Annotated in this window: 7 protein-coding genes; all 7 read left to right on the top strand. The window is 66.1% G+C overall.

Annotated elements, in window-relative coordinates:
- Positions 1-8 precede the first annotated feature (8 nt).
- The 7 genes from BM338_RS17130 to BM338_RS17100 all read left to right on the top strand — a co-directional run bounded on the left by BM338_RS17130 (position 9) and on the right by BM338_RS17100 (position 19,313).
- Positions 9-7,220 (top strand): hybrid non-ribosomal peptide synthetase/type I polyketide synthase, encoded by a 7,212-nt coding sequence (locus BM338_RS17130; RefSeq protein ID WP_255367351.1) that lies wholly within the window; start codon positions 9-11, stop codon positions 7,218-7,220.
- Complete coding sequence (locus tag BM338_RS17125) at positions 7,217-12,175, top strand: non-ribosomal peptide synthetase (protein ID WP_090452987.1); 4,959 nt, start codon at positions 7,217-7,219, stop codon at positions 12,173-12,175. The genes BM338_RS17130 and BM338_RS17125 overlap by 4 nt, the downstream gene beginning before the upstream one ends.
- Before the next feature lie 639 nt (positions 12,176-12,814).
- The gene (locus tag BM338_RS17120; RefSeq protein ID WP_090452985.1) at positions 12,815-13,945 is read left to right on the top strand and encodes a glycosyltransferase family 2 protein; all 1,131 of its coding nucleotides are present in this window, start codon (positions 12,815-12,817) and stop codon (positions 13,943-13,945) included.
- A complete protein-coding gene (locus tag BM338_RS17115) occupies positions 13,939-15,051 on the top strand; it encodes a polysaccharide deacetylase family protein (RefSeq protein WP_255367350.1) in 1,113 nt (370 codons plus the stop codon). Before BM338_RS17120 ends, BM338_RS17115 begins: the two co-directional genes overlap by 7 nt.
- Entirely contained in the window at positions 15,039-16,289 is a 1,251-nt protein-coding gene (locus BM338_RS17110; protein ID WP_090452983.1) for an O-antigen ligase family protein, read from the top strand. Before BM338_RS17115 ends, BM338_RS17110 begins: the two co-directional genes overlap by 13 nt.
- Before the next feature lie 550 nt (positions 16,290-16,839).
- On the top strand, positions 16,840-18,192 hold the full coding sequence (locus BM338_RS17105; protein ID WP_090452981.1) for a phenylacetate--CoA ligase family protein: 1,353 nt from the start codon (positions 16,840-16,842) through the stop codon (positions 18,190-18,192).
- A complete protein-coding gene (locus BM338_RS17100; RefSeq protein WP_090452979.1) occupies positions 18,189-19,313 on the top strand; it encodes a glycosyltransferase in 1,125 nt (374 codons plus the stop codon). Before BM338_RS17105 ends, BM338_RS17100 begins: the two co-directional genes overlap by 4 nt.
- Positions 19,314-19,554 lie beyond the last annotated feature (241 nt).

Here is a 19,554-nt window from a genome sequence, read left to right as displayed (position 1 = left end):
GAGGAGCGATGAACGCGAGCATGGCCGAAATCCAGGATGTCGAGACTGCCGCCATGCGGTTGTTCGATGTGCTGCCGACCCGCACCGACATCACCGATGCCGGCTGGCAATCTCGCGACTACGCACTCGACCGCGTGCACGCGCTGAACCATGACCTGTTGTATGCCGCGCTCGCACTGACCGAATCGCTGCTCACGGGAGCCGACACCGTCGTCGCGACGCGTGGCGTGAACGACGACATCACCCAGACACTCGTCACGGTGCCGCGCAACGCCACGCGCGCGGAATGGCTGGCTGCGTTACGCGATGCACGCGGCAACAAAGCAAGCTGCCGCCATGCATGGACCGCAGACGACACCGGAATCACGGACGACGACAGCGCCAGTATCTGGTCGCTCGCGGGGCAGACCCTGCATGTGCGTTTCCGCTCGCCCTTCCACGCCGAATCCATCGACCTGTTCGCCCGCTGCGCGCAGCGCGCCTTGATCGCACTCGCAACGCCGGGCGACGAAACGCTGGCGACCATCGACATCCTCGATCCCGCCGAACGCGACCAGCTGCTCAATCACTGGAACGCCACTGCCGTTCCACGTCAGGCAAGCGACACCGTGCATGGTCTGTTCGCCGCCCGCGTCCAGCAGCATCCTGATCTCACAGCCATTACATGGCGCGATGGATCGCTCTCCTACAGCGAACTCGATGCGCGCGCCAACCGCGTCGCTGCCAGTCTGCTCGCCGCCGGTGTCGGCATCGGTGCGCCGGTGGCCCTGCTGCTGGAGCGCTCCGCGGAAGCCATCGTTGCCATTCTCGGCATTCTCAAGACGGGTGCAGCGTACTTGCCGCTCGATGCCAGCCACCCCGCCGAACGCCTCGCCTTCGCCATCAACGACGCGCATGCCGCACTGGTGATCGCGCCCGAAGGCGCAGCCACGCTGCAAGGTATCGACGTACCGACGCTGACGATGTCGCAACTGGCGTCGGGCGAGCCGCTGACATCGCCCCCCACGCTGGACGGCGGCGCGCTCGCCTATGTGATGTACACCTCCGGCTCCACCGGCACGCCGAAGGGCACCGAGATCCTGCACCGCGCGATCATCCGCCTGGTGTGCGGTGTCGACTACGTCGATCTCGACGACCATCCGCGCCTGCTGCATGCGGCACCGCTGGGCTTCGACGCGTCAACGCTGGAGATCTGGGGCGCACTGCTCAACGGCGGCACCTGCATTATCCACGACGAAAAAATTCCCAGCGGCTGCGGCCTGGCGCGCACTATCGGCACGCACGATGCGCGTATCGCCTGGCTCACCGCCGCACTGTTCAACGCCATCGTCGACGACGACGCCAGCAAGCTGCGCGGCCTGCGCCAGCTGCTGATCGGCGGCGAGGCGGTATCAGTGGCGCATGTGCGCAAGGCCTATGCCGCCCTGCCCGACGTGACCATCTTCAACGGCTACGGTCCGACCGAATGCACCACGTTCTCCACCACCTATCCCATTCCGCGCGCGCTGGCTGAGGGGCTGCGCTCGGTGCCGATCGGCCGCCCGATCGCCGACACCACATTGCATGTACTGAACGCGCGTGGCGAACATGTACCGGTCGGCGTGGCGGGCGAGCTGTATATCGGCGGCGCGGGCCTGGCGCGCGGTTATCTCGGCCGTCCCGAGCTGACCTGCGAGCGCTTCGTGCCGGCACCCTTCACTGCCGACGGCGAACGCCTGTACCGCACCGGCGATCTGGTGCGCTGGCTGCCGGAAGGCGTGATCGAATTCATCGGTCGCGCCGACCATCAGGTGAAGATCCGCGGCTATCGCATTGAGCTCGGCGAAATCGAAGCCGCCTTGCAACGCCTCGACGGCATGCGCGCCTGTGCGGTGCTGGCGCGACAGGATCGGCCGGACCAGAAGCGTTTGGTCGCCTACTACGTCGCCGAGCACGACAGCGTCACCGCACGCCGTCTGCGCGAGCAGCTTGCGCAGGCGCTGCCGGAGTTCATGGTGCCGGCGATCTACCTGCGCCTCGACGCGCTGCCGGTCACCACCAACGGCAAGCTGGACCGCCGCGCACTGCCGGCGCCGGACCGCCGCCGACCCGAACTCGCCGATGCCTATGTCCCGCCGGAAGGCGCGCTCGAGCAGCGCCTGTGCGCGCTGTTCGCCGACATGCTGGGACTGGATCAGGTCGGCCGCCACGATCAGTTCTTCGACCTCGGCGGCCACTCGCTGCTGGCGGTAAAGACGGTAGCGCGCATCCATGCCGAGCTGTCGACGATTCCCACCATCCCGCTGTTCTTCGGCGACCCCACCCCGGCCGCGCTGGCCGCTGCTATCGAAGGCAAGGCCGATCGCCGCGCCGCACTCGCTGCGCGCATCGGGCGCGGCAAAGGCGCCGACCAGGCCGAACCCATCGCCATCATCGCTGCCGCCGCGCGCCTGCCGGGTGCCCGCGATGTCGAAACGTTCTGGCAGAACCTGTGCGAGGGTCGCGAGTCGATCACCTTCTTCGGCAACGATGGACTCGATCCGTCGATTGCGCTGACCGAACGCCATGACGCCGACTATGTGGCCGCACGCGGCGTGATCGACGACGTCGAGCTGTTCGACGCCGCCTTCTTCGGCATGTCACCGCGCGAAGCCGAGCTGACCGACCCGCAGCAACGCCTGTTCATGGAGCTGTGCTGGGAATGCCTGGAGCGCGGCGGCTATGTGCCGGATGCGCAGCAGCAGCCGGTCGGCGTGTTCGGCGGCATGCACAACGCCACCTACTTCCAGCGCCATCTCAGCACGCGGCCGGACCTGATCGAGAAGTTCGGTGCGTTCCAGGTGATGCTGGCCAACGAGAAGGACTATCTCGCCACGCGTGTAGCGCACAAGCTCAACCTCACCGGGCCGGCAATCAGCATGAACACCGCCTGCTCCACCTCGCTGGTGGCGATCTGCCAGGCGGTGGCGGCGCTGCGCGCAGGGCTGTGCGACATGGCATTGGCCGGCGGTTCGTCGGTGAGCTGTCCGCCGCGCAGCGGTTACCTGTCGCAGGAAGGCTCGATGCTGTCGCCGGACGGCCACACGCGCACCTTCGATGTCGATGCGCGCGGCACCGTGTTCAGCGATGGCGCCGCCGCGGTGCTGCTGAAGCGCTTGAGCGACGCACAGCGCGACGACGACGCCATCATTGCGGTGATCCGCGGCGTGGCGGTGAACAACGACGGCGGCATCAAGGCCAGCTTCACCGCGCCGAGCAGCGCCGGCCAGGCCGCCGTGATCACCATGGCGCTGGACAATGCCGGTGTCGACGCGCGCTCCATTTCCTATGTCGAAACCCACGGCACCGCCACGCCGCTGGGCGATCCGATCGAGATCGAAGGCCTGACCCAGGCCTTCCGCCAGCACACCGACGACTGCGGTTTCTGCGCGGTGGGCTCGGTGAAGAGCAATGTCGGCCATACGGTAATGGCCGCGGGCGTGGCGGGCGTGATCAAGACCGCGCTGTCGCTGCGCGAACGCCAGCTGCCACCGTCGCTGCACTTCAGCGCGCATAACCCCAAGATCGATTTCGCGCATTCGCCGTTCGTGGTCAACGACAGCCTGCGCGCGTGGCCGGACGGAGAAGGTCCGCTGCGTGCCGGCATCAGTTCGTTCGGCGTGGGCGGCACCAATGCGCATGTGATTCTGGAAGAAGCGCCTTGCCGCACCGCTTCCGATGAAGCCACCGGTGGACAGTTGCTGTTGTTGTCGGCACGTTCGCCGGAAGCCGCCGCGCACGCTGCTGCGCGACTGCGCCAGCACCTCGCCGACGAACCGACAGTCAATCTCGCCGACGTGGCGCATACCCTCGCCGCCGGCCGTAAAGCTTTCGGGCAGCGCCTGCATGTGGTGGTGGGCAGCGTTGAAGAAGCCATCGAAAAACTTGGCGCGGCACCTGCCGTGCGCGCCGCGGCGCAACCGGCGCCCGGCATCGCGTTCCTGTTCCCCGGCCAAGGTTCGCAGTACGCCGGCATGGGCCGCGCACTGTACGCCGCCGAACCCGCGTTCCACGCCGCCCTGGACGACGTCGCGGCGACCCTGGCCGGTGAACTGGGCTTCGACCTGCGCGAGCGGCTGTTCGCCGACGACGCTGATGCGCTGCGTGAGACCTCGTTAACTCAACCCGCCACCTTTGCCATCGAATACGCGATGGCGCGACTGTGGATGAGCCTGGGCATCCGCCCGGTGGCGATGGTCGGCCACAGCGTCGGCGAATTCGTAGCGGCGGTAATCGCCGGCGTGATGAGCCTCGCCGACGGCGCGCGCCTGGTCGCGCGGCGCGGACGCCTGATGCAGGCACTGCCGGCCGGCTCGATGTTGTCGGTGCGGCTGGACGCCAACCAACTGGCCGCGCGCCTGCCCGCCTACCTGCAACTGGCCGCCGAGAATGCGCCAAACGCCTGCGTGGTCAGCGGCGAAACCACGCGCGTTGAGGCCTTCCGCGCGGAGCTCGAAGGCACCGGCATCGCCAGCCGCCTGCTGCACACCTCGCACGCGTTCCACTCCGCGATGATGGATCCCGCGCTGGAACCGTTCCGCCGCGAAGTCGCGGACATCACGCTGGCCGCGCCGTCGATCGCCATCATCTCCACGCTCACCGGCAACCCGCTCAGCGACGCGGAAGCGACCTCGGCCGACTACTGGACCCGTCACCTGCGCGGCACCGTGCGCTTCTCGTCCGCCGTCACGCAACTGCTCGACGGCAGCACACACGCGTTCCTCGAAGTCGGCCCGCGCGCCGCGCTCACCACCTTGCTACGCCAGCACCCGCAAAGCCGCGGCCGCATCGCGCTGCCTTCGCTGGCCGATGCGCCTGAGAGCGAGCACGCCGCGTGGCTGGATGCGGCCGGCCAACTGTGGAGTCTCGGCGCGCCACTGGATGTTGCCGCGCTCGACCATCGCCAGCGCAAGCTGCGCGTGCGGTTGCCCACCTATCCGTTCGAGCGCAAGCGCCACTGGATCGACGCCCGCCCCGGCGTCACTGCTGCGATCGAGACCCCTGCCATCACGGCGGCGCCGCTCGCCACCGTCACCTACCTCGCACCACCAGCACCTCCTGCGGAGAGCCCCATGGAAGCCAACCTCTCCGGCGCCAGCGCCGGCAATGACCGTCGCGGGCGCCTGATCGTCCAGCTCACCGATTTGTTCGAGGACGTCGCCGGCACCGAGTTCGCCGGGACCGATCCCGCCGCCCACTTCGTCGAACTCGGCCTCGACTCGCTGGCCCTGACCCAGGTGGCCCTGCAGCTGCAAAAGACCTTTGCGCTGAAGATCACCTTCCGCGAGCTGATGGAGTCCTTCTCTTCTTTCGAGCGACTCGCCATGCATATCGATCAACTGTTGCCGCCGGAAACTAGCGCACCGGCCGCCCCTGCCACACCTACTCAGGCCGCAGTGCCGATGGCCGCCACCATGCCGATGATGGCGATGGCCGGCGGCAGCGCGATGCAACAGGTGATCCAGCAGCAGATGCTGATCATGCAGCAGCAACTGGCCTTGCTTGCCGGTGCGGGCATGCAGATGCCAGCGGCACCCATGCCGGCCATGGCTGCCGCTGCGCCTGCGGCACCCGTACCTTCCGCCGCGCCGGCTGCAACTGCTATGACGGCTGAAGCTCCCACGCAGGACGAGGAAGCCGCGCTCGCGCACACCACCTACGACGTCAAGAAAGCCTTCGGCGCCATCGCGCGCATCCATTCCACCCAGACCGAACTGAGCGAACGCCAGCGCGCGCGGCTGGATGCCTTCATGCGCCGCTATATCGAGCGCACGCGGCGCTCCAAGGAATACACCACCAAGCATCGCGGACACCTGGCCGACCCGCGCGTGGTCAACGGCTTCCGCCCGCTGCTGAAGGAAATGATCTACCAGATCGTGGTGGAGCGCTCGAAGGGCTCGCGCGTGTGGGACCTGGACGGCAACGAATACGTCGACGCCCTCAACGGCTTCGGCATGAATCTGTTCGGCTGGCAGCCGGACTTTGTGCTCGACGCGGTGCGCCAGCAGCTGGATGCCGGCTACGAGATCGGCCCGCAGCATCCGCTGGCCGGCGAAGTCGCCGAGCAGATCTGCGAACTCACTGGCTTCGACCGCGCTGCGCTGTGCAACACCGGCTCCGAAGCGGTGATGGGCACCGTGCGCATCGCACGCACCGTCACTGGGCGCGACACGCTGGTGATCTTCACCGGCTCGTATCACGGCATCTTCGACGAAGTGATCGTGCGCGGTACCAAGAAGCTGCACTCGGTGCCGGCCGCGCCGGGCATCCTGCGCAACACCTCCGAGAACGTGCTGGTGCTGGATTACGGCACACCGGAATCGCTGGCGATCATCCGCGAGCGCGCACATACCATCGCCGCCGTGCTGGTCGAGCCGGTGCAGAGCCGCCGGCCGGATTTCCAGCCGCGCGAATTCCTCAAGGAACTTCGTGCGATCACCAGCGACGCCGGTGCGTTGCTGATCTTCGACGAAGTGGTCACCGGCTTCCGCTCGCATCCGCGCGGCGCGCAGCAGGTGCTCGGCATCGACGCCGACCTCGCCTCCTACGGCAAGGTAGTCGGCGGCGGTTTCCCGATCGGCGTGATCGCCGGCAAGCGCAAATACATGGATGCGCTGGACGGTGGCGGCTGGCAGTACGGCGATGCCTCCATTCCGACGGTGGGTGTCACCTATTTCGCCGGCACCTTCGTGCGCCACCCCTTGGCTCTCGCGGCCGCGCATGCGGTACTCACGCATCTCAAGGCCAACGGTTCGGCCCTTCAGGAGCGGCTCAACGCGCGCACTGGTGCGTTCATCGACGGGCTCAACGCGTTCTGCGCCAGTGTGGGTGCGCCGATCAAGCTGGTGCATTTCGCCTCGGTGTGGAAGGTCGGCTTCACCGAAGACCATCCGCTACAAGAGCTGCTGTTCGCCATGATGCGCAGCCGCGGTATCCACGTGCTGGATAACTTCCCGTGCTTCTTCACCACCGCGCATAGCGAGCAGGACTTCGCCGCGATCACCAACGCTTTCCGCGAATCCGTACTTGAACTGCAGGAAGCCGAATTCCTGCCGCGCCACAAGAACGTCGAAGCGCTGGCGTTCGACGCCAGCCGTCCGCCAGTTACCGGTGCGCGCCTCGGCAAGGACGCCGAGGGCCATCCGGCCTGGTTCGTGCCGAACCCGGAAGCGCCGGGCAAGTACATGAGGGTGAGCGCATGAGCGCGCATGAGATGTCGGGCGCAGCGGCACCATCTGCCGTGGCGCCGTCTTCGGTAGCGGTGGACTACGACCCGTTCGCTGGTGCGACGCTGGCCCGCGTGGTGCCGGCGATGGCGCCGCAGCGCGAGATCTGGCTCGCCGCCAAACTCGAACGCGAAGCGTCGCTGGCCTACAACGAATCGATCTCGCTGCGGTTGCACGGCCCACTGGATGTCAGCGCCTTGCAGGCCGCAGTGCAGGGGCTGGCCGACCGCCACGAAGCACTGCGCTCCACCCTGAGCATAGATGGCGACGAACTCTATATCGCCGCCCAGCTCAACCTGCCTTGCCCGTTGCGCGACCTGAGTGCGCTCGATCAGACGGCGCGCGATGCCGACATCGCCGCCACCCTGCAACGCGTCGTGACCGAACCATTCGATCTGGAAGCCGGCCCACTGCTGCGCGCCGAACTGCTGCGCCTCGGCGCGCAGGACCATCTGCTGGTGCTCACCGCGCACCACATCATCTGCGACGGCTGGTCGTTCGGTGTGATTGTGCGCGATCTCGCCGCGCTCTATGCGCAGCACAGAAGCCATGGCGACGCGCCTGCGCCGGCCGATCCGTTCTCCCAGTTCGCACTGGACCAGGCCGCGCATGCACAGAGCACCGACGGCCGCGCCGCCGAGCGGTACTGGCTGCAGCGCTTCGGCGGCTGCAGTCCGTCGCTGGACCTCCCCACCGATCGCGTCCGCCCGCGCCAGCGCAGCTTCGCCTCTCAACGCGAAGACCGCACGCTGGACGCCGCGCTGATCGGCGAGCTCAAGCGCATGGGCGCCACACGCGGCACCAGCCTCTACGCCAGTCTTCTGACGGGTTTCGGTCTGCTGCTGCAGCGCCTGAGTGGGCAGGACGATGTGGTGATCGGCATTCCCTCCGCCGGTCAGGCCGCGGGCGGTCACGATGCATTGGTCGGCCATTGCGTCAACGTGCTTCCGCTGCGCGTGTCGATCGACGCGCAGGCGCCGTTCGCCGATGCGCTCAAGCAGGTACGCGGTGATTTGCTCGATGCCTTTGAGCATCAGCAGTACACCTTAGGCAGCCTGCTCGCCCGCCTGGCACTGCCGCGCGACCCGAGCCGGCTGCCGCTGGTCAGCGTGCTGTTCAATCTGGATCAGGCGCTGGATGAGCGCACGGTGACCTTCCCGGGACTGAGCTTCGAGTTCGCCGGCAATCCACGCGCGTTCGAAAACTTCGAGCTGTTCGTCAACGCCGTGCAGGTGGAAGGCGGCGTGCGGCTGGAGTGCCAGTACAACTGCGATCTGTTCCGCGCGGAAACCATCCGCGGCTGGCTGGATGCGTACGAGACTCTGCTACGCAGCGCTATCGCGACGCCGGACGAAGCTGCCTATGCGCTCGGCCTGTTGTCCGCGGAAGCGCGTGATGCGCTGCAGTCCCTGCAAGCGGCACCCACCCCGTATCCCGAGCTGCAGCTCGCGCATGAGTACTTCGAACAGCAGGCCGACCTCACACCCGCGCGCACCGCGGTGATCCATCGCGACACGCCCATGAGCTACGCGGCGCTGGAAGCGCGCGCCAATCGCCTCGCCCACGTGCTGCGCGCACGCGGCGTGGGTCGCGGCGCACTGGTGGGTCTGTCGCTAAAGCGCGGTGCCGATATGGTCGCCGCCGTACTCGCCGTGCTGAAAGCCGGTGCGGGCTATGTGCCGCTCGACCCCTGTTTCCCTGCCGATCGCCTGGCCTTCATGGCGCAGGACGCCGCGCTTGCTGCGCTGGTGGTGGACGATGTCGTGCCCACGGCATTCGACTATCCAGCTTCGCACGTGCTGTCACTGCAACGCGATGCGGCGGAGATTGACGCCGCCGGCGACGTGCGCCTGCCGCGCGATGAAACCGGAGCCGCGCCCGACTCCGTCGCCTATGTGATCTTCACCTCCGGCTCCACCGGCCGCCCCAAGGGCGTGCGCGTGCCTCACCGCAGCACCTCCAACTTCCTCACCAGCATGCAGCGCGTGCCCGGCATCGGTGCCGACGACCGCCTGGTGGCGGTGACCACGCTGTCCTTCGACATCGCCTTTATGGAACTGATGCTGCCGCTGAGCGTGGGCGCCGCCATCGTGGTGGCGGATCACGACGACGTGCGCGACGGCGCAGCCTTGCGCACGCTGGTGGAACACAGTGGCGCCAGCATGATGCAGGCCACGCCCGCCGGCTGGCGCATCCTGGTCGAATCCGGCTGGAACGGCCGCGCGGGTTTCCGCGCCGTCTCCGGTGGTGAACCGCTGCCGGTGGATCTGGCCGAAGCCCTGCTGCAGCGTTGCGGCGAAGTGTGGAACGGCTACGGCCCCACCGAGACCACGGTGTATTCGACGTACTGGCGCGTGGCCGAACCGCGCGCGGGCATCTTTATCGGCAAGCCGGTGGCCAACACCACCGTGCATATCCTCGACGAGCGGCAGGCGCCGTGCCCGCTCGGCATGCCGGGCGAAATTGTGATCGGCGGTGCCGGCGTCACGCTGGGTTATCTCAATCGCCCGGAACTGACCGCCGAACGCTTCCTGCCTGATCCGTTAGCCACCACACCCGGCACACGCATGTACCGCACCGGCGACCGCGGCCGCTGGCTCGCCAACGGCCAGCTCGAACATCTGGGCCGGCTGGATTTCCAAGTGAAGGTGCGTGGCTACCGCATCGAACTCGGCGAGATCGAAGCGGTGCTTGCCGACATCCCCAGCGTGGCACGCGCCGTCGTGCTGGCGCGTGAAGACCGCTCCGGCGACGTGCGTCTGGTCGCCTACGTAGTACCGCGCGACGGCGCCCGTCTGGATGAGAACGAACTACAGGCGCGCCTAAAACAGCGCCTGCCCGAATACATGCTGCCCCAGCACCTGATGATGCTGGAGGTGATTCCGCTGCTGCCCAACGGCAAGATCGACCGCAAGGCGCTGCCTGCGCCGCCGGTGCAATCGGTCGCGGCAAGCGGCGAGCGCCTGGCGCCGCGCAACGACACCGAGCACCGCGTCGCCGCCGCGATGGAAACCGTACTGGCACTGCCCGAGCTGGATGTGCGCGACAACTTCTTCGCGCTGGGCGGTCACTCATTGCTGGCCGCGCAGCTCACCGCGCGGCTCAACCGCGAGTTCGAGATCACTCTGTCCTTCCGCACCCTTTTCGATGCGCCCACCATCGAAGCGCTATCCGTCGCCATCGACCAGCAACGCGCCAGCGGCAAGGCCAATGTCGCCGCGCCAATCCTGCGTCGCGATAACCAGAGCCGTGCTCCGCTGTCGCTGATGCAGCAGCGCCTGTGGGCGCTGGAAGAACTGCAGCCCGGCCGCGTCACCTACAACGCACCCTCCGCGCACCGCCTCAGCGGACCGATGGACGAAGCCGCGTTCGAGCGCGCCATGCAGGAACTGATGCAGCGCCAGCCCAGCATGCGCACCTCGATCCAGCACCATGGCGATGAAGCGGTGCAGGTGGTGCACGAGCAGGTCGATCTGCAACTGTTCCCGGCCGAGGATCTTTCCGCGCTGCCGGAAACCGAGCGCGAGACGGTGCTGATGCAGCGCCTGCGCATGCTCACCGACACCCCGTTCGACCTCACCCGCGCACCGCTGTTCAGCGCACGCATGTTCCGCATGGCGGCCGATGAACACGTGTTCTTCTTCATGCCGCACCACATCATCTGGGACGGCTGGTCGTTCGACATCCTCTACGCCGAGCTGTCGCAGATCTACCGCGCCTTCGCCGAAGGCAAACCCTCGCCGCTGCCGCCGCTGCCGGTGAGCTACGGCGACTTCGCCGCATGGCACGCACAGTGGCTGCAAGGCCCGCAGTTCCAGGAACAACTCGCATTCTGGCGCGAACGCCTGACCCAGGTCGCCACCACGCGCGCCCTGCCCACCGACCATCCGCGCCGCCCTGGCATGTCCGGCGTCGGCCGCACCGAATGGATCCGCGTGGACAAGGCCGTCACCGACACCATGCATGAGGTCGCGCGCCAGGCCGACGCCACCCTCAACATGACCCTGCTGGCGCTGTACTACGTACTGCTCAGCGGCGTCGCCGACCAGGAACACCTGGTGGTAGGCACACCCGTGCGTGCGCGCAACCAGACCGAAGTCGAGTCCGTCATGGGCTACTTCAACAATCTGCTGCCGCTGCATATGAGCGTCGACCCGGCACTGCCCTTCATCGACTTCGTACGCCAGGTCAAAGCCGCCGCCATCGAAAGCTTTGGCTACCCCGACGTCCCTCTCGAATACCTGCAGCGCGAACTGCGTAGCGAGCATGGCAACGGCGCCGTGCTCTACCAGGCCCTGTTCTCCTTCCAGGACGCACGCCAGCGCATCGTCGACTGGGGCGGCCTGCGCCACGAACAGATCCTGCTGTTCCAGAGCGGCGCCACCGAAGACCTCGGCCTGTGGTTCCTGGAAAACACCAAGGGCATGCTCGGCGGCGTCACCTACAACGCCGACATCCTCGAAGCCGACACCGCCCGCCTCCTGCGCGACAACTACCTCAGCCTTATGACCCGCATCGGCGAGAACCCACAGCAGACCATCGGAACGCTGCATACCCAAGCCGGTATCCAGACCCTTCGCAACCGCCTCATCACCTCCGACGAGGAAAGCGAACCGGCCGCCAGCGCGTCACCCGTCGCCGCCACACCCAAAACCACAAGCGAACAGCGCCTCGCCGCGATTTGGCAGACGCTGCTCGACGTCGACCAAATCCGCACCAGCGACAACTTCTTCGACATCGGCGGCCACTCCCTCCTCGCCGTGGAAATGGCCACCCGCGTCCAGCAAGAGACCGGCATCCGCCTCAACCTCCTCGACATCGCCAACGGCAGTCTCGGTACGTTGGCGGCCGAGCTGGATAACGCACCGGCGAAAACAGACAAAGGCGAATCACTCGGACAGAAGCTGCGCGGGTTGTTCGGGAGGCGGTGAGATGAGCCGCTCAATGCCATGGGGGATGGCCGATACACGCAGGAGTTGGCTTGCCAACTTTGGGTTGCACAGTTGTAACGCTATCCCGAGCACCCACCCCTCACCCCAACCCTCTCCCCGGAGGGGAGAGGGAGTAGTTGCTGTTGCTCGTGTTGGGCGATGCGCAAGCGAGCCCGTGACGGGTCCCCTGTGGAGCGGTGAGGGTTGGACGATCAGGCCCCGAAGGGGGCGCAGGCAGGGATGCCTGCGCCTTTTCGACACGACAGGGACGTCGTGTCGAAAAGCCCGGCCAACCCTCACGGACTCGGAGGGCGAAGCCCGGAGAGCGCGCAACCGGGGTGCCTTTTCTTTTGGTTACTTTTCTTTGGGCAAGCAAAGAAAAGTGACTCGGCCTCCGGCAGGAGGACGAAAGCTCGCCGCAGGCGAACCCGGTTGCAACAACGCGAACATCGAAGCGCTTCACTACTGGATGATTCGCTTTGCTCACCCCTCCGGGGCCGCCCTACGGGCGTTCTTCGCGCTACGCGCTCATCCTGCCTACGCAGGGATGACGAGTAGGAAAGGATGTCGCGAGCACCCACCCCTCACCCCTCCCCTCTCCCCCAAGGGGAGAGGGAGCAAAACAGAGAGGTGCAGCCCATGAGCACCCTCGCCTACGCCACCTACTGGACCTGCACCCTCCTCCTCCTCCACGTCTTCATCGGCTACCCCGCATGGATCTGGCTCCAGGCCCGCCTGCGCCCACAACCCATCAACAAACAACCCATCACCCCCACCGTCTCCATCGTCATCGCCGTCCACGACGGCGCTCACTACATCCAGGCCAAACTCGCTAACCTCGGCACCCTCGCCTACCCGCGCGACCGCATCGAAATCATCATCGCCTGCGACGGCTGCCGCGACGCCACCGCGCGCCTCGCCGAACGCTTCGGCGACCCGCGCGTACGCGTACTGAAATACGTTGCGCGCCGCGGCAAAGCGGCCTGCCTCAACGACGCCATCGCCAGCGCGCAAGGTGAGGTGCTGCTGTTCACCGACGTGCGCCAGAAGTTGGCCCCAATCGCCTTGCGCGAACTGGTCGCCAACCTCGGCGATCCCAACGTCGGCGCGGTCAGCGGCGAATTGCTGCTGGCGGATGCGCGGACCGGTTTCGCGCACGGGGTGGATGCGTACTGGCGCTACGAGAAACTGATCCGCTACGCCGAAAGCCAGTCCGGCTCCACCGTCGGCGTGAGCGGCGCGCTGTACGCACTGCGGCGCGAACTGTACTGGCCGATTCCGCACGGCACAGTGCTGGACGATGTGCTGATCCCGATGCATGTGGTGTCGAGCGGCCGCCGTGTGGTGTTCGAGCCGCGCGCGCTGGCGTGGGACCGGCTGTCGCAGCAGCCGATGGAAGAGCGCCGCCGCAAGATCCGCACGCTCGCCGGCAATTGCCAGCTGATCCAGCTGGCGCCCTGGCTGTTGTCGCCGTGGCGCAATCCGCTGTGGTTCCGTTTTGTCAGCCACAAGCTACTGCGCCTGCTGGCGCCGTGGCTGTTGCTGGGTCTGGCCGCGACCTCCGCGCTGTTGGTGACGCGCCATCTGGTGTGCGCGCTGACGCTGGCCGCATTGATCGCCGGCGCCTTGCTGGTGATCGCCGGCCGCCTGCTGCCGATGCTGGGCCGCTGGCTGCCGGTGCGCCTGGCGATGGCGTTCTATTACCTCAACCTTTTCGCCGCGCAGGCACTGATCGCCTTCGCCCGCAACCGGGGGCTGCATTTATGGTGATGATCCAGGCGCAAGACAGTGGACGTCCGGCCGGCCTGCGTGGGCGGCTGGGCGAGCTGTGCTACAGCAGCGGCCTGCTGCATTCGCTGCAGCGGATGCGCTCGTGGTGGCGCAAGGATCTGCGCATCCTGGCTTACCACCGCGTGATGGAGCTGCCCGACCCCGAGCATTTCGATTTCGACCTGGAACTGATCAGCGCCACACCGCAGCAATTCCGCCAGCAGATGCAGTGGCTCAAGCAGCACTACCTGCCGATGCGGCTCAGCGATGTCGCTGCACTGATCAACGCCGGCAAGGAAGTACCCGCCGACACGGTGGTGGTGACTTTCGACGACGGCTACATCGACAACTACCGCATCGCCTTTCCGATCCTGCGCGAGCTCGGCGTGCCGGCCACGTTCTTTGTCTCCACCGGTCATATCGACAGCGGCCGCCCGTATGCCTACGACTGGGTGGTGCACATGATCCTGCGCACCCGCGCCGAACGGCTACGGCTGCCGGAGCTAGGCATCGACATGCCGCTGCCGGCGTCGCGCACGGAACGCCGCGCGTTGGCCGGCAGCGTGCTGACGTATATGAAGGAACTGGACGCCATCGCGCAGTCGGCGCTGATCGCACGGCTGGAAGACGAGTGGCAGATGCCCTCCGGCACCGCGCCGGCCGACTGCCTGCCGATGAGCTGGGCGCAGGTGCGCGAGATGCATGCGGCGGGTTTCGAGATCGGTTCGCATGGCGTGCACCACCGCATGCTGTCCAAGCTGCCGCCGTCCGAGCTGGCCTATGAAGTGCGCCACTCGAAAGCCACGCTCGACCGCGAGTTGGGCCCGTCGCCGATGCTGATGTCCTACCCGGTGGGCGGCGACCGCGCCTTCAATGCCCGGGTGATCGAAACCACGCGCGCCGCCGGCTACGAGCTGGCCTGCGCGTATATCTCCGGCACCAACCCGCACCCCGAGAGCAACCGCTACGCGCTCAACCGTCTGCCGGTGGAACGCAATATGGGCCTGGGCTGGTTCGCCGCGATGCTGACCATGCCGCACCTGATGAGCTATCCCACCGTCCACCGCACGCACTCGATCGACGAGGCGCCCACATGTTCCCGCTGATCCTGCTCTATGTGGTGCTCACCATCGTGCGCCCGCAGGACTACATCCCGGCGCTGACCGGCGTGCCGCTGCTACCCGCGGTGCTGGGGCTGGCGTTCCTTAGCTGGCTGTTCTCCAGCGCCAAGACCTTTGCCGCCCCGCAGTTCCTGCTGCTGCCCGCGTTCCTGGTCACCCTGATGATTTCGCAGGTGACCAACGGCTGGAGCGGCGGTGCGCTGGACGAGCTCGAACGCTTCGGTCCTGCCGTGATCGCCTTCTTTGTGTTCGCCGCCGGCTGCACTACTCAGCGCCATGTGGTGACCGCGATGAAAGTATTCGTGCTGTGCGCGGTGTTGCTCGCGCTGCATGGCATAGGCCAGGTGCAGACCGGCGTGGGCTGGACCGGCATACCGCTGGGCGATGAAGGGCGCATCCAATACGTCGGCATCTTCAACGACCCCAACGACCTCGGTCTGCTGTTCGTGGCGACTCTGCCCATGGCCTGCTTCCTGGCCAACCGCAGCCACTTCATCGGCAAGCTGCTGTGGTATGCCGGCGCGGCGCTGCTGTTGTACGGCGTGTACCTGACCAACTCGCGCGGCGCGCTGCTGGCGGTGCTGATCGTCGCTGGGGGTTATGTGTGGTATCGCCGTGGTCTGTTCACCGCCGCCAGCCTTGGTGCGGTCGGCCTGGTCGCCATGCAGTTCCTGTCGTCGCGCATGCAGGAACTCGATGCCGGCGAGGAATCCGCCAATGGCCGCGTCGAGGCCTGGTACGAGGGTCTGCACATGTTCCTGTCCAACCCGGTGTTTGGCGTGGGCGCGGGCAATTTCACCGAGTACAACGAACTTACGGCGCACAACTCCTTTGTGCTGGTGCTGGCCGAGACTGGCTTTGTCGGCTACTTCCTTTGGCTAGCTTTCGTGGGTTACAGCTTCTGGATGATGCTGGGTGTGCTGCGTTATCAACCGCCCGTGTCCACTGTGGAAACCCAAACCGAAAAGCGTATGGCGCTTACCTTGCTGCTGTCTTTGTGCGGTTTGTTTGCTGCGGCGTTTTTCCTTAGCCGCAGTTACATGATCGTGCTTTATCTGATTGCGGCGATGGTGACTGGGTATTACGTGGGGGCGCGGCAGCGGGAGGCTGCGTTGCCGGCTTTCAGTTTGGCGGAAGGGTGGTGGAGGTGGGTGCCGGCCTCTATGGGGAGTATTACGGTGTTGTATGTGTTGGCGGCGATTTTGTTGAGGACGGCGAAGTGATGATTCGCATCCACGCTACAGAGTCGTCATCCCTGTGTAGGCAGGACGAGCGCGTAGCGCGAAGAACGCCCGTAGGGCGGCCCCGGAGGGGTGAGCGAAGCGAATCATCCAGTGGTGTTGTCGCTGGGTTGTCGCGTCTGCGTGCTCTGGTCCGCCTGCGGCGGGCTTTCGTCCTCCTGCCGGAGGCCGAGTCACTTTTCTTTGCTTGCCCAACCCCCCGAGGGGGCCTAGAGAAAAGTAACCAAAAGAAAAGGCACCCCTCTTCCGCGCCCTCCGGCTTCGCCTGCGGGTCCGTGAGGCTTGGCCGGGCTTTTCGACAGGACATCCCTGTCCTGTCGAAAAGGCGTCGGCATCCATGCCGCCGCCCCCTTCGGGGCCTGATCGTCCAACCCTCACCGCTCCATAGGGGACCCGGTTACTGGCTCGCTTCGCATCGCCTAGATGAGCAACTGCTCCCTCCCCTGCTTGCAGGGGAGGGCCGGGGTGGGGTGTGGGTGCTCGAGACAGCGCAGCTACGTAGCTTGGATGGTTTTGCACGGAGTATCACGCCATGAGCGGCTGGTACGAGACAGCCTTCCAGCGCGTGCTCTATCCCGCTTATGAAAGCGGTCTCCGCCGTCGTCACACACTCGCCTATCTCGCCGACTATCAACACGATCAGTGGTTGTCGTCAGATGAAATCGCCGCGCTGCAATGGCAACGTCTCAAGCGGCTCCTCGAACACTGTGAGCGCGAGGTCCCCTTCTACCGCAATCTTTGGCGCGAGCTCGGCGTCACCGCCGCCGATATCCGCAGCCTTGATGACTACACGCGCTTACCAGTGCTGACGAAGGCGGATATCCGCAATCACTTCGACGCATTGAAAGCGCAGTCCTGGCGCGATCGTCTTCTATACAAAGCCACTGGCGGCTCCACCGGCGAACCCGTGCGATTCGGCTATACCCGCGAAAGCAATGACCGCCGCACGGCGGTGATGTGGCGGGGTTATGAGTGGGCCGGTTCGCGGATGGGGCGGCGCACGTTGTATTTGTGGGGCGGAGCGGTGGGGGAGCCGACGCGGGTGCATCAGTGGAAGGAGCGGGTGTTTAACGCGGCTTTTGCGCGGCGGGTGCTCAACAGTTTCCATATGACTGATACGAATATGGCGGAGTATGCGGATGCCATTGATCGTTATCGGCCGGAAATCATCGTGGCTTATGTCGGGCCGCTGGTGCGGTTGGCGCAGTGGTTGATTGATAGTGGGCGGAAGATCCATCGGCCGCGCGCGATCATTGGCGGCGCGGAGGCGTTGCATGAGTTTCAGCGGCGCATCGTGGAACAGGCGTTCGGTTGTCCGGCGTACAACACGTATGGCTGCCGCGAGGTGATGTTGATAGCGGCGGAGTGTGAGCATCGGCAGGGGCTGCATATCAATGCGGATCATCTGGTGGTGGAATTGCTCAAGCCGGATGCTGGCAGCACGCGGGCGGGCGAGGTGGTGCTGACTGATCTGTTCAACTACGGCATGCCATTGCTGCGCTATCTCAATGGCGATATGGCGACCGCGGCTGCGCATAACTGCGATTGCGGTCGTGGCCTGCCGCTGCTGAAGCGGGTGGACGGGCGCGTGCTCGATGCCATCCGCACACCGGATGGGCATTACCTGCCGGGCGAGTTTTTCCCGCACATGCTGAAGGATGTCGCCGGTATCGAGCGCTTTCAGCTGGTGCAGCGGCGTCTAGAGAGTCTTGATCTTTCCATCGTGCGCGGCCGCGCCTTCAACGACGACTCGCTGGCGTATATCCGCCGCGAAGCCGGCAAGGTGCTGGGTGGGCGGATGGAGTTGCATTGCCATTTCGTCGACGACATTCCACTGACGCCAAGCGGCAAATTGCGCGTCACCGTCTCCGAGCTGCCGTCATGAACATTACCCATGTGGTCGAGAACCTGGACCGCGGCGGCCTCGAGCGCATGGTGCTGGAGCTGGCCAAGCTGCAACAGCGCCAGGGTCATTGCTGCCAGGTGGTGTGTCTGTTCGATGCCGGCGCGCAGGCCGGCGAGCTGCAGGCGCTGGGTATTCCGGTGATCGCCTGCGGCAAGCGCGATGGTCTCGATCTGCGCGTACTGCTGCGTCTGCGTCACTGCATCCGCCATCACCGCACCGACGTACTGCACACCCACAACGCGGTGGCGCATTACCAGGCGGTGCTGGCCAGCGTCGGCCTGCGTATTAAGCACATACTCAACACTCGCCACGGCATGGGTGGCAATCGCCACACCGGCCGGCGCGAATGGCTGTATCGCCGCGCACTCGCCGGCACCGACACGGTCGTCGCTGTCTGCGAAGCCTCGCGACGCGACGCCATCGCACGCGGCATCCTGCCGCGCGAAAAAACCCGCGTGGTCCCCAACGGCATCCGCGTCGACCATTTCCAGCCCGCCACCGACGACATGCGCCACCGCCTGCTGCAAGCCCTCAGCCTGCCGCCGCAGCGCCGCCTGATCGGCAACGTCGGCCGCCTCAACTGGACCAAAGACCAGAGCGGCCTGATCCGCGCCTTCCGCCACGTCCACGCCCAACGCCCCGACACCGCCCTGGTGCTGATCGGCGACGGCGAACTGCGCGCCGAACTCCAGCAATGCGCCCACGACGAAGGCGTCGCCGACAGCGTCTACTTCCTCGGCGACCGCAACGACGTCCACGACCTGCTGCAAGGCCTCGACCTGTTCGTGCTCTCCTCCATCACCGAGGGCTACTCCATGGCGCTGCTCGAAGCCTGTGCCGTCGCCCTTCCCATCATCGCCACCGACGTCGGCGGCAACGCCGAAATCGTCCACGACGGCCGCACCGGCCGCATCATCCCCCCCAACGATTCCCAAGCCCTCGCCGACGCCATCCTCGGCATGCTCCACGAACTGGGCCAAGCCACCGCCTGGGGACACGCCGCACGCGCGTGGGTAGAACAGCATGGCTCGCTCGAAGCGATGGCGAAGCGCTATGCGCAGCTTTATGAAGGCGGCGTGGCAAGGGGGCAGCATGGGTAGGTGGCTGACCAATGCGGCGACGCTCGAATTCGTGGGTGCTTACCAAAGCCCGCGAAGTAGCAACGCGATCCCGAGCACCCACCCCTCACCCCAACCCTCTCCCCGGAGGGGAGAGGGAGCGGTCGCTATTGCTCGTGTTGGGCGATGCGCAAGCGAGCCCGTAACGGGTCCCCTGTGGAGCGGTGAGGGTTGGACGATCAGGCCCCGAAGGGGGCATCGACAGGACGTCGATGCCTTTTCG

Source organism: Dyella sp. OK004 (assembly GCF_900114495.1).
Taxonomy (GTDB): domain Bacteria; phylum Pseudomonadota; class Gammaproteobacteria; order Xanthomonadales; family Rhodanobacteraceae; genus Dyella_D.
Note: the sequence above shows the minus strand (reverse complement) of the source record. Positions and strands in the feature narration are given on the sequence as shown.

Excerpts from the sequence above, each read along its gene's own strand:
- BM338_RS17130 (WP_255367351.1), top strand. The coding sequence starts at position 9 with ATGAACGCGAGCATGGCCGAAATCCAGGATGTCGAGACTGCCGCCATG.
- BM338_RS17125 (WP_090452987.1), top strand. The coding sequence starts at position 7,217 with ATGAGCGCGCATGAGATGTCGGGCGCAGCGGCACCATCTGCCGTGGCG.
- BM338_RS17120 (WP_090452985.1), top strand. The coding sequence starts at position 12,815 with ATGAGCACCCTCGCCTACGCCACCTACTGGACCTGCACCCTCCTCCTC.
- BM338_RS17115 (WP_255367350.1), top strand. The coding sequence starts at position 13,939 with ATGGTGATGATCCAGGCGCAAGACAGTGGACGTCCGGCCGGCCTGCGT.
- BM338_RS17110 (WP_090452983.1), top strand. The coding sequence starts at position 15,039 with ATGTTCCCGCTGATCCTGCTCTATGTGGTGCTCACCATCGTGCGCCCG.
- BM338_RS17105 (WP_090452981.1), top strand. The coding sequence starts at position 16,840 with ATGAGCGGCTGGTACGAGACAGCCTTCCAGCGCGTGCTCTATCCCGCT.
- BM338_RS17100 (WP_090452979.1), top strand. The coding sequence starts at position 18,189 with ATGAACATTACCCATGTGGTCGAGAACCTGGACCGCGGCGGCCTCGAG.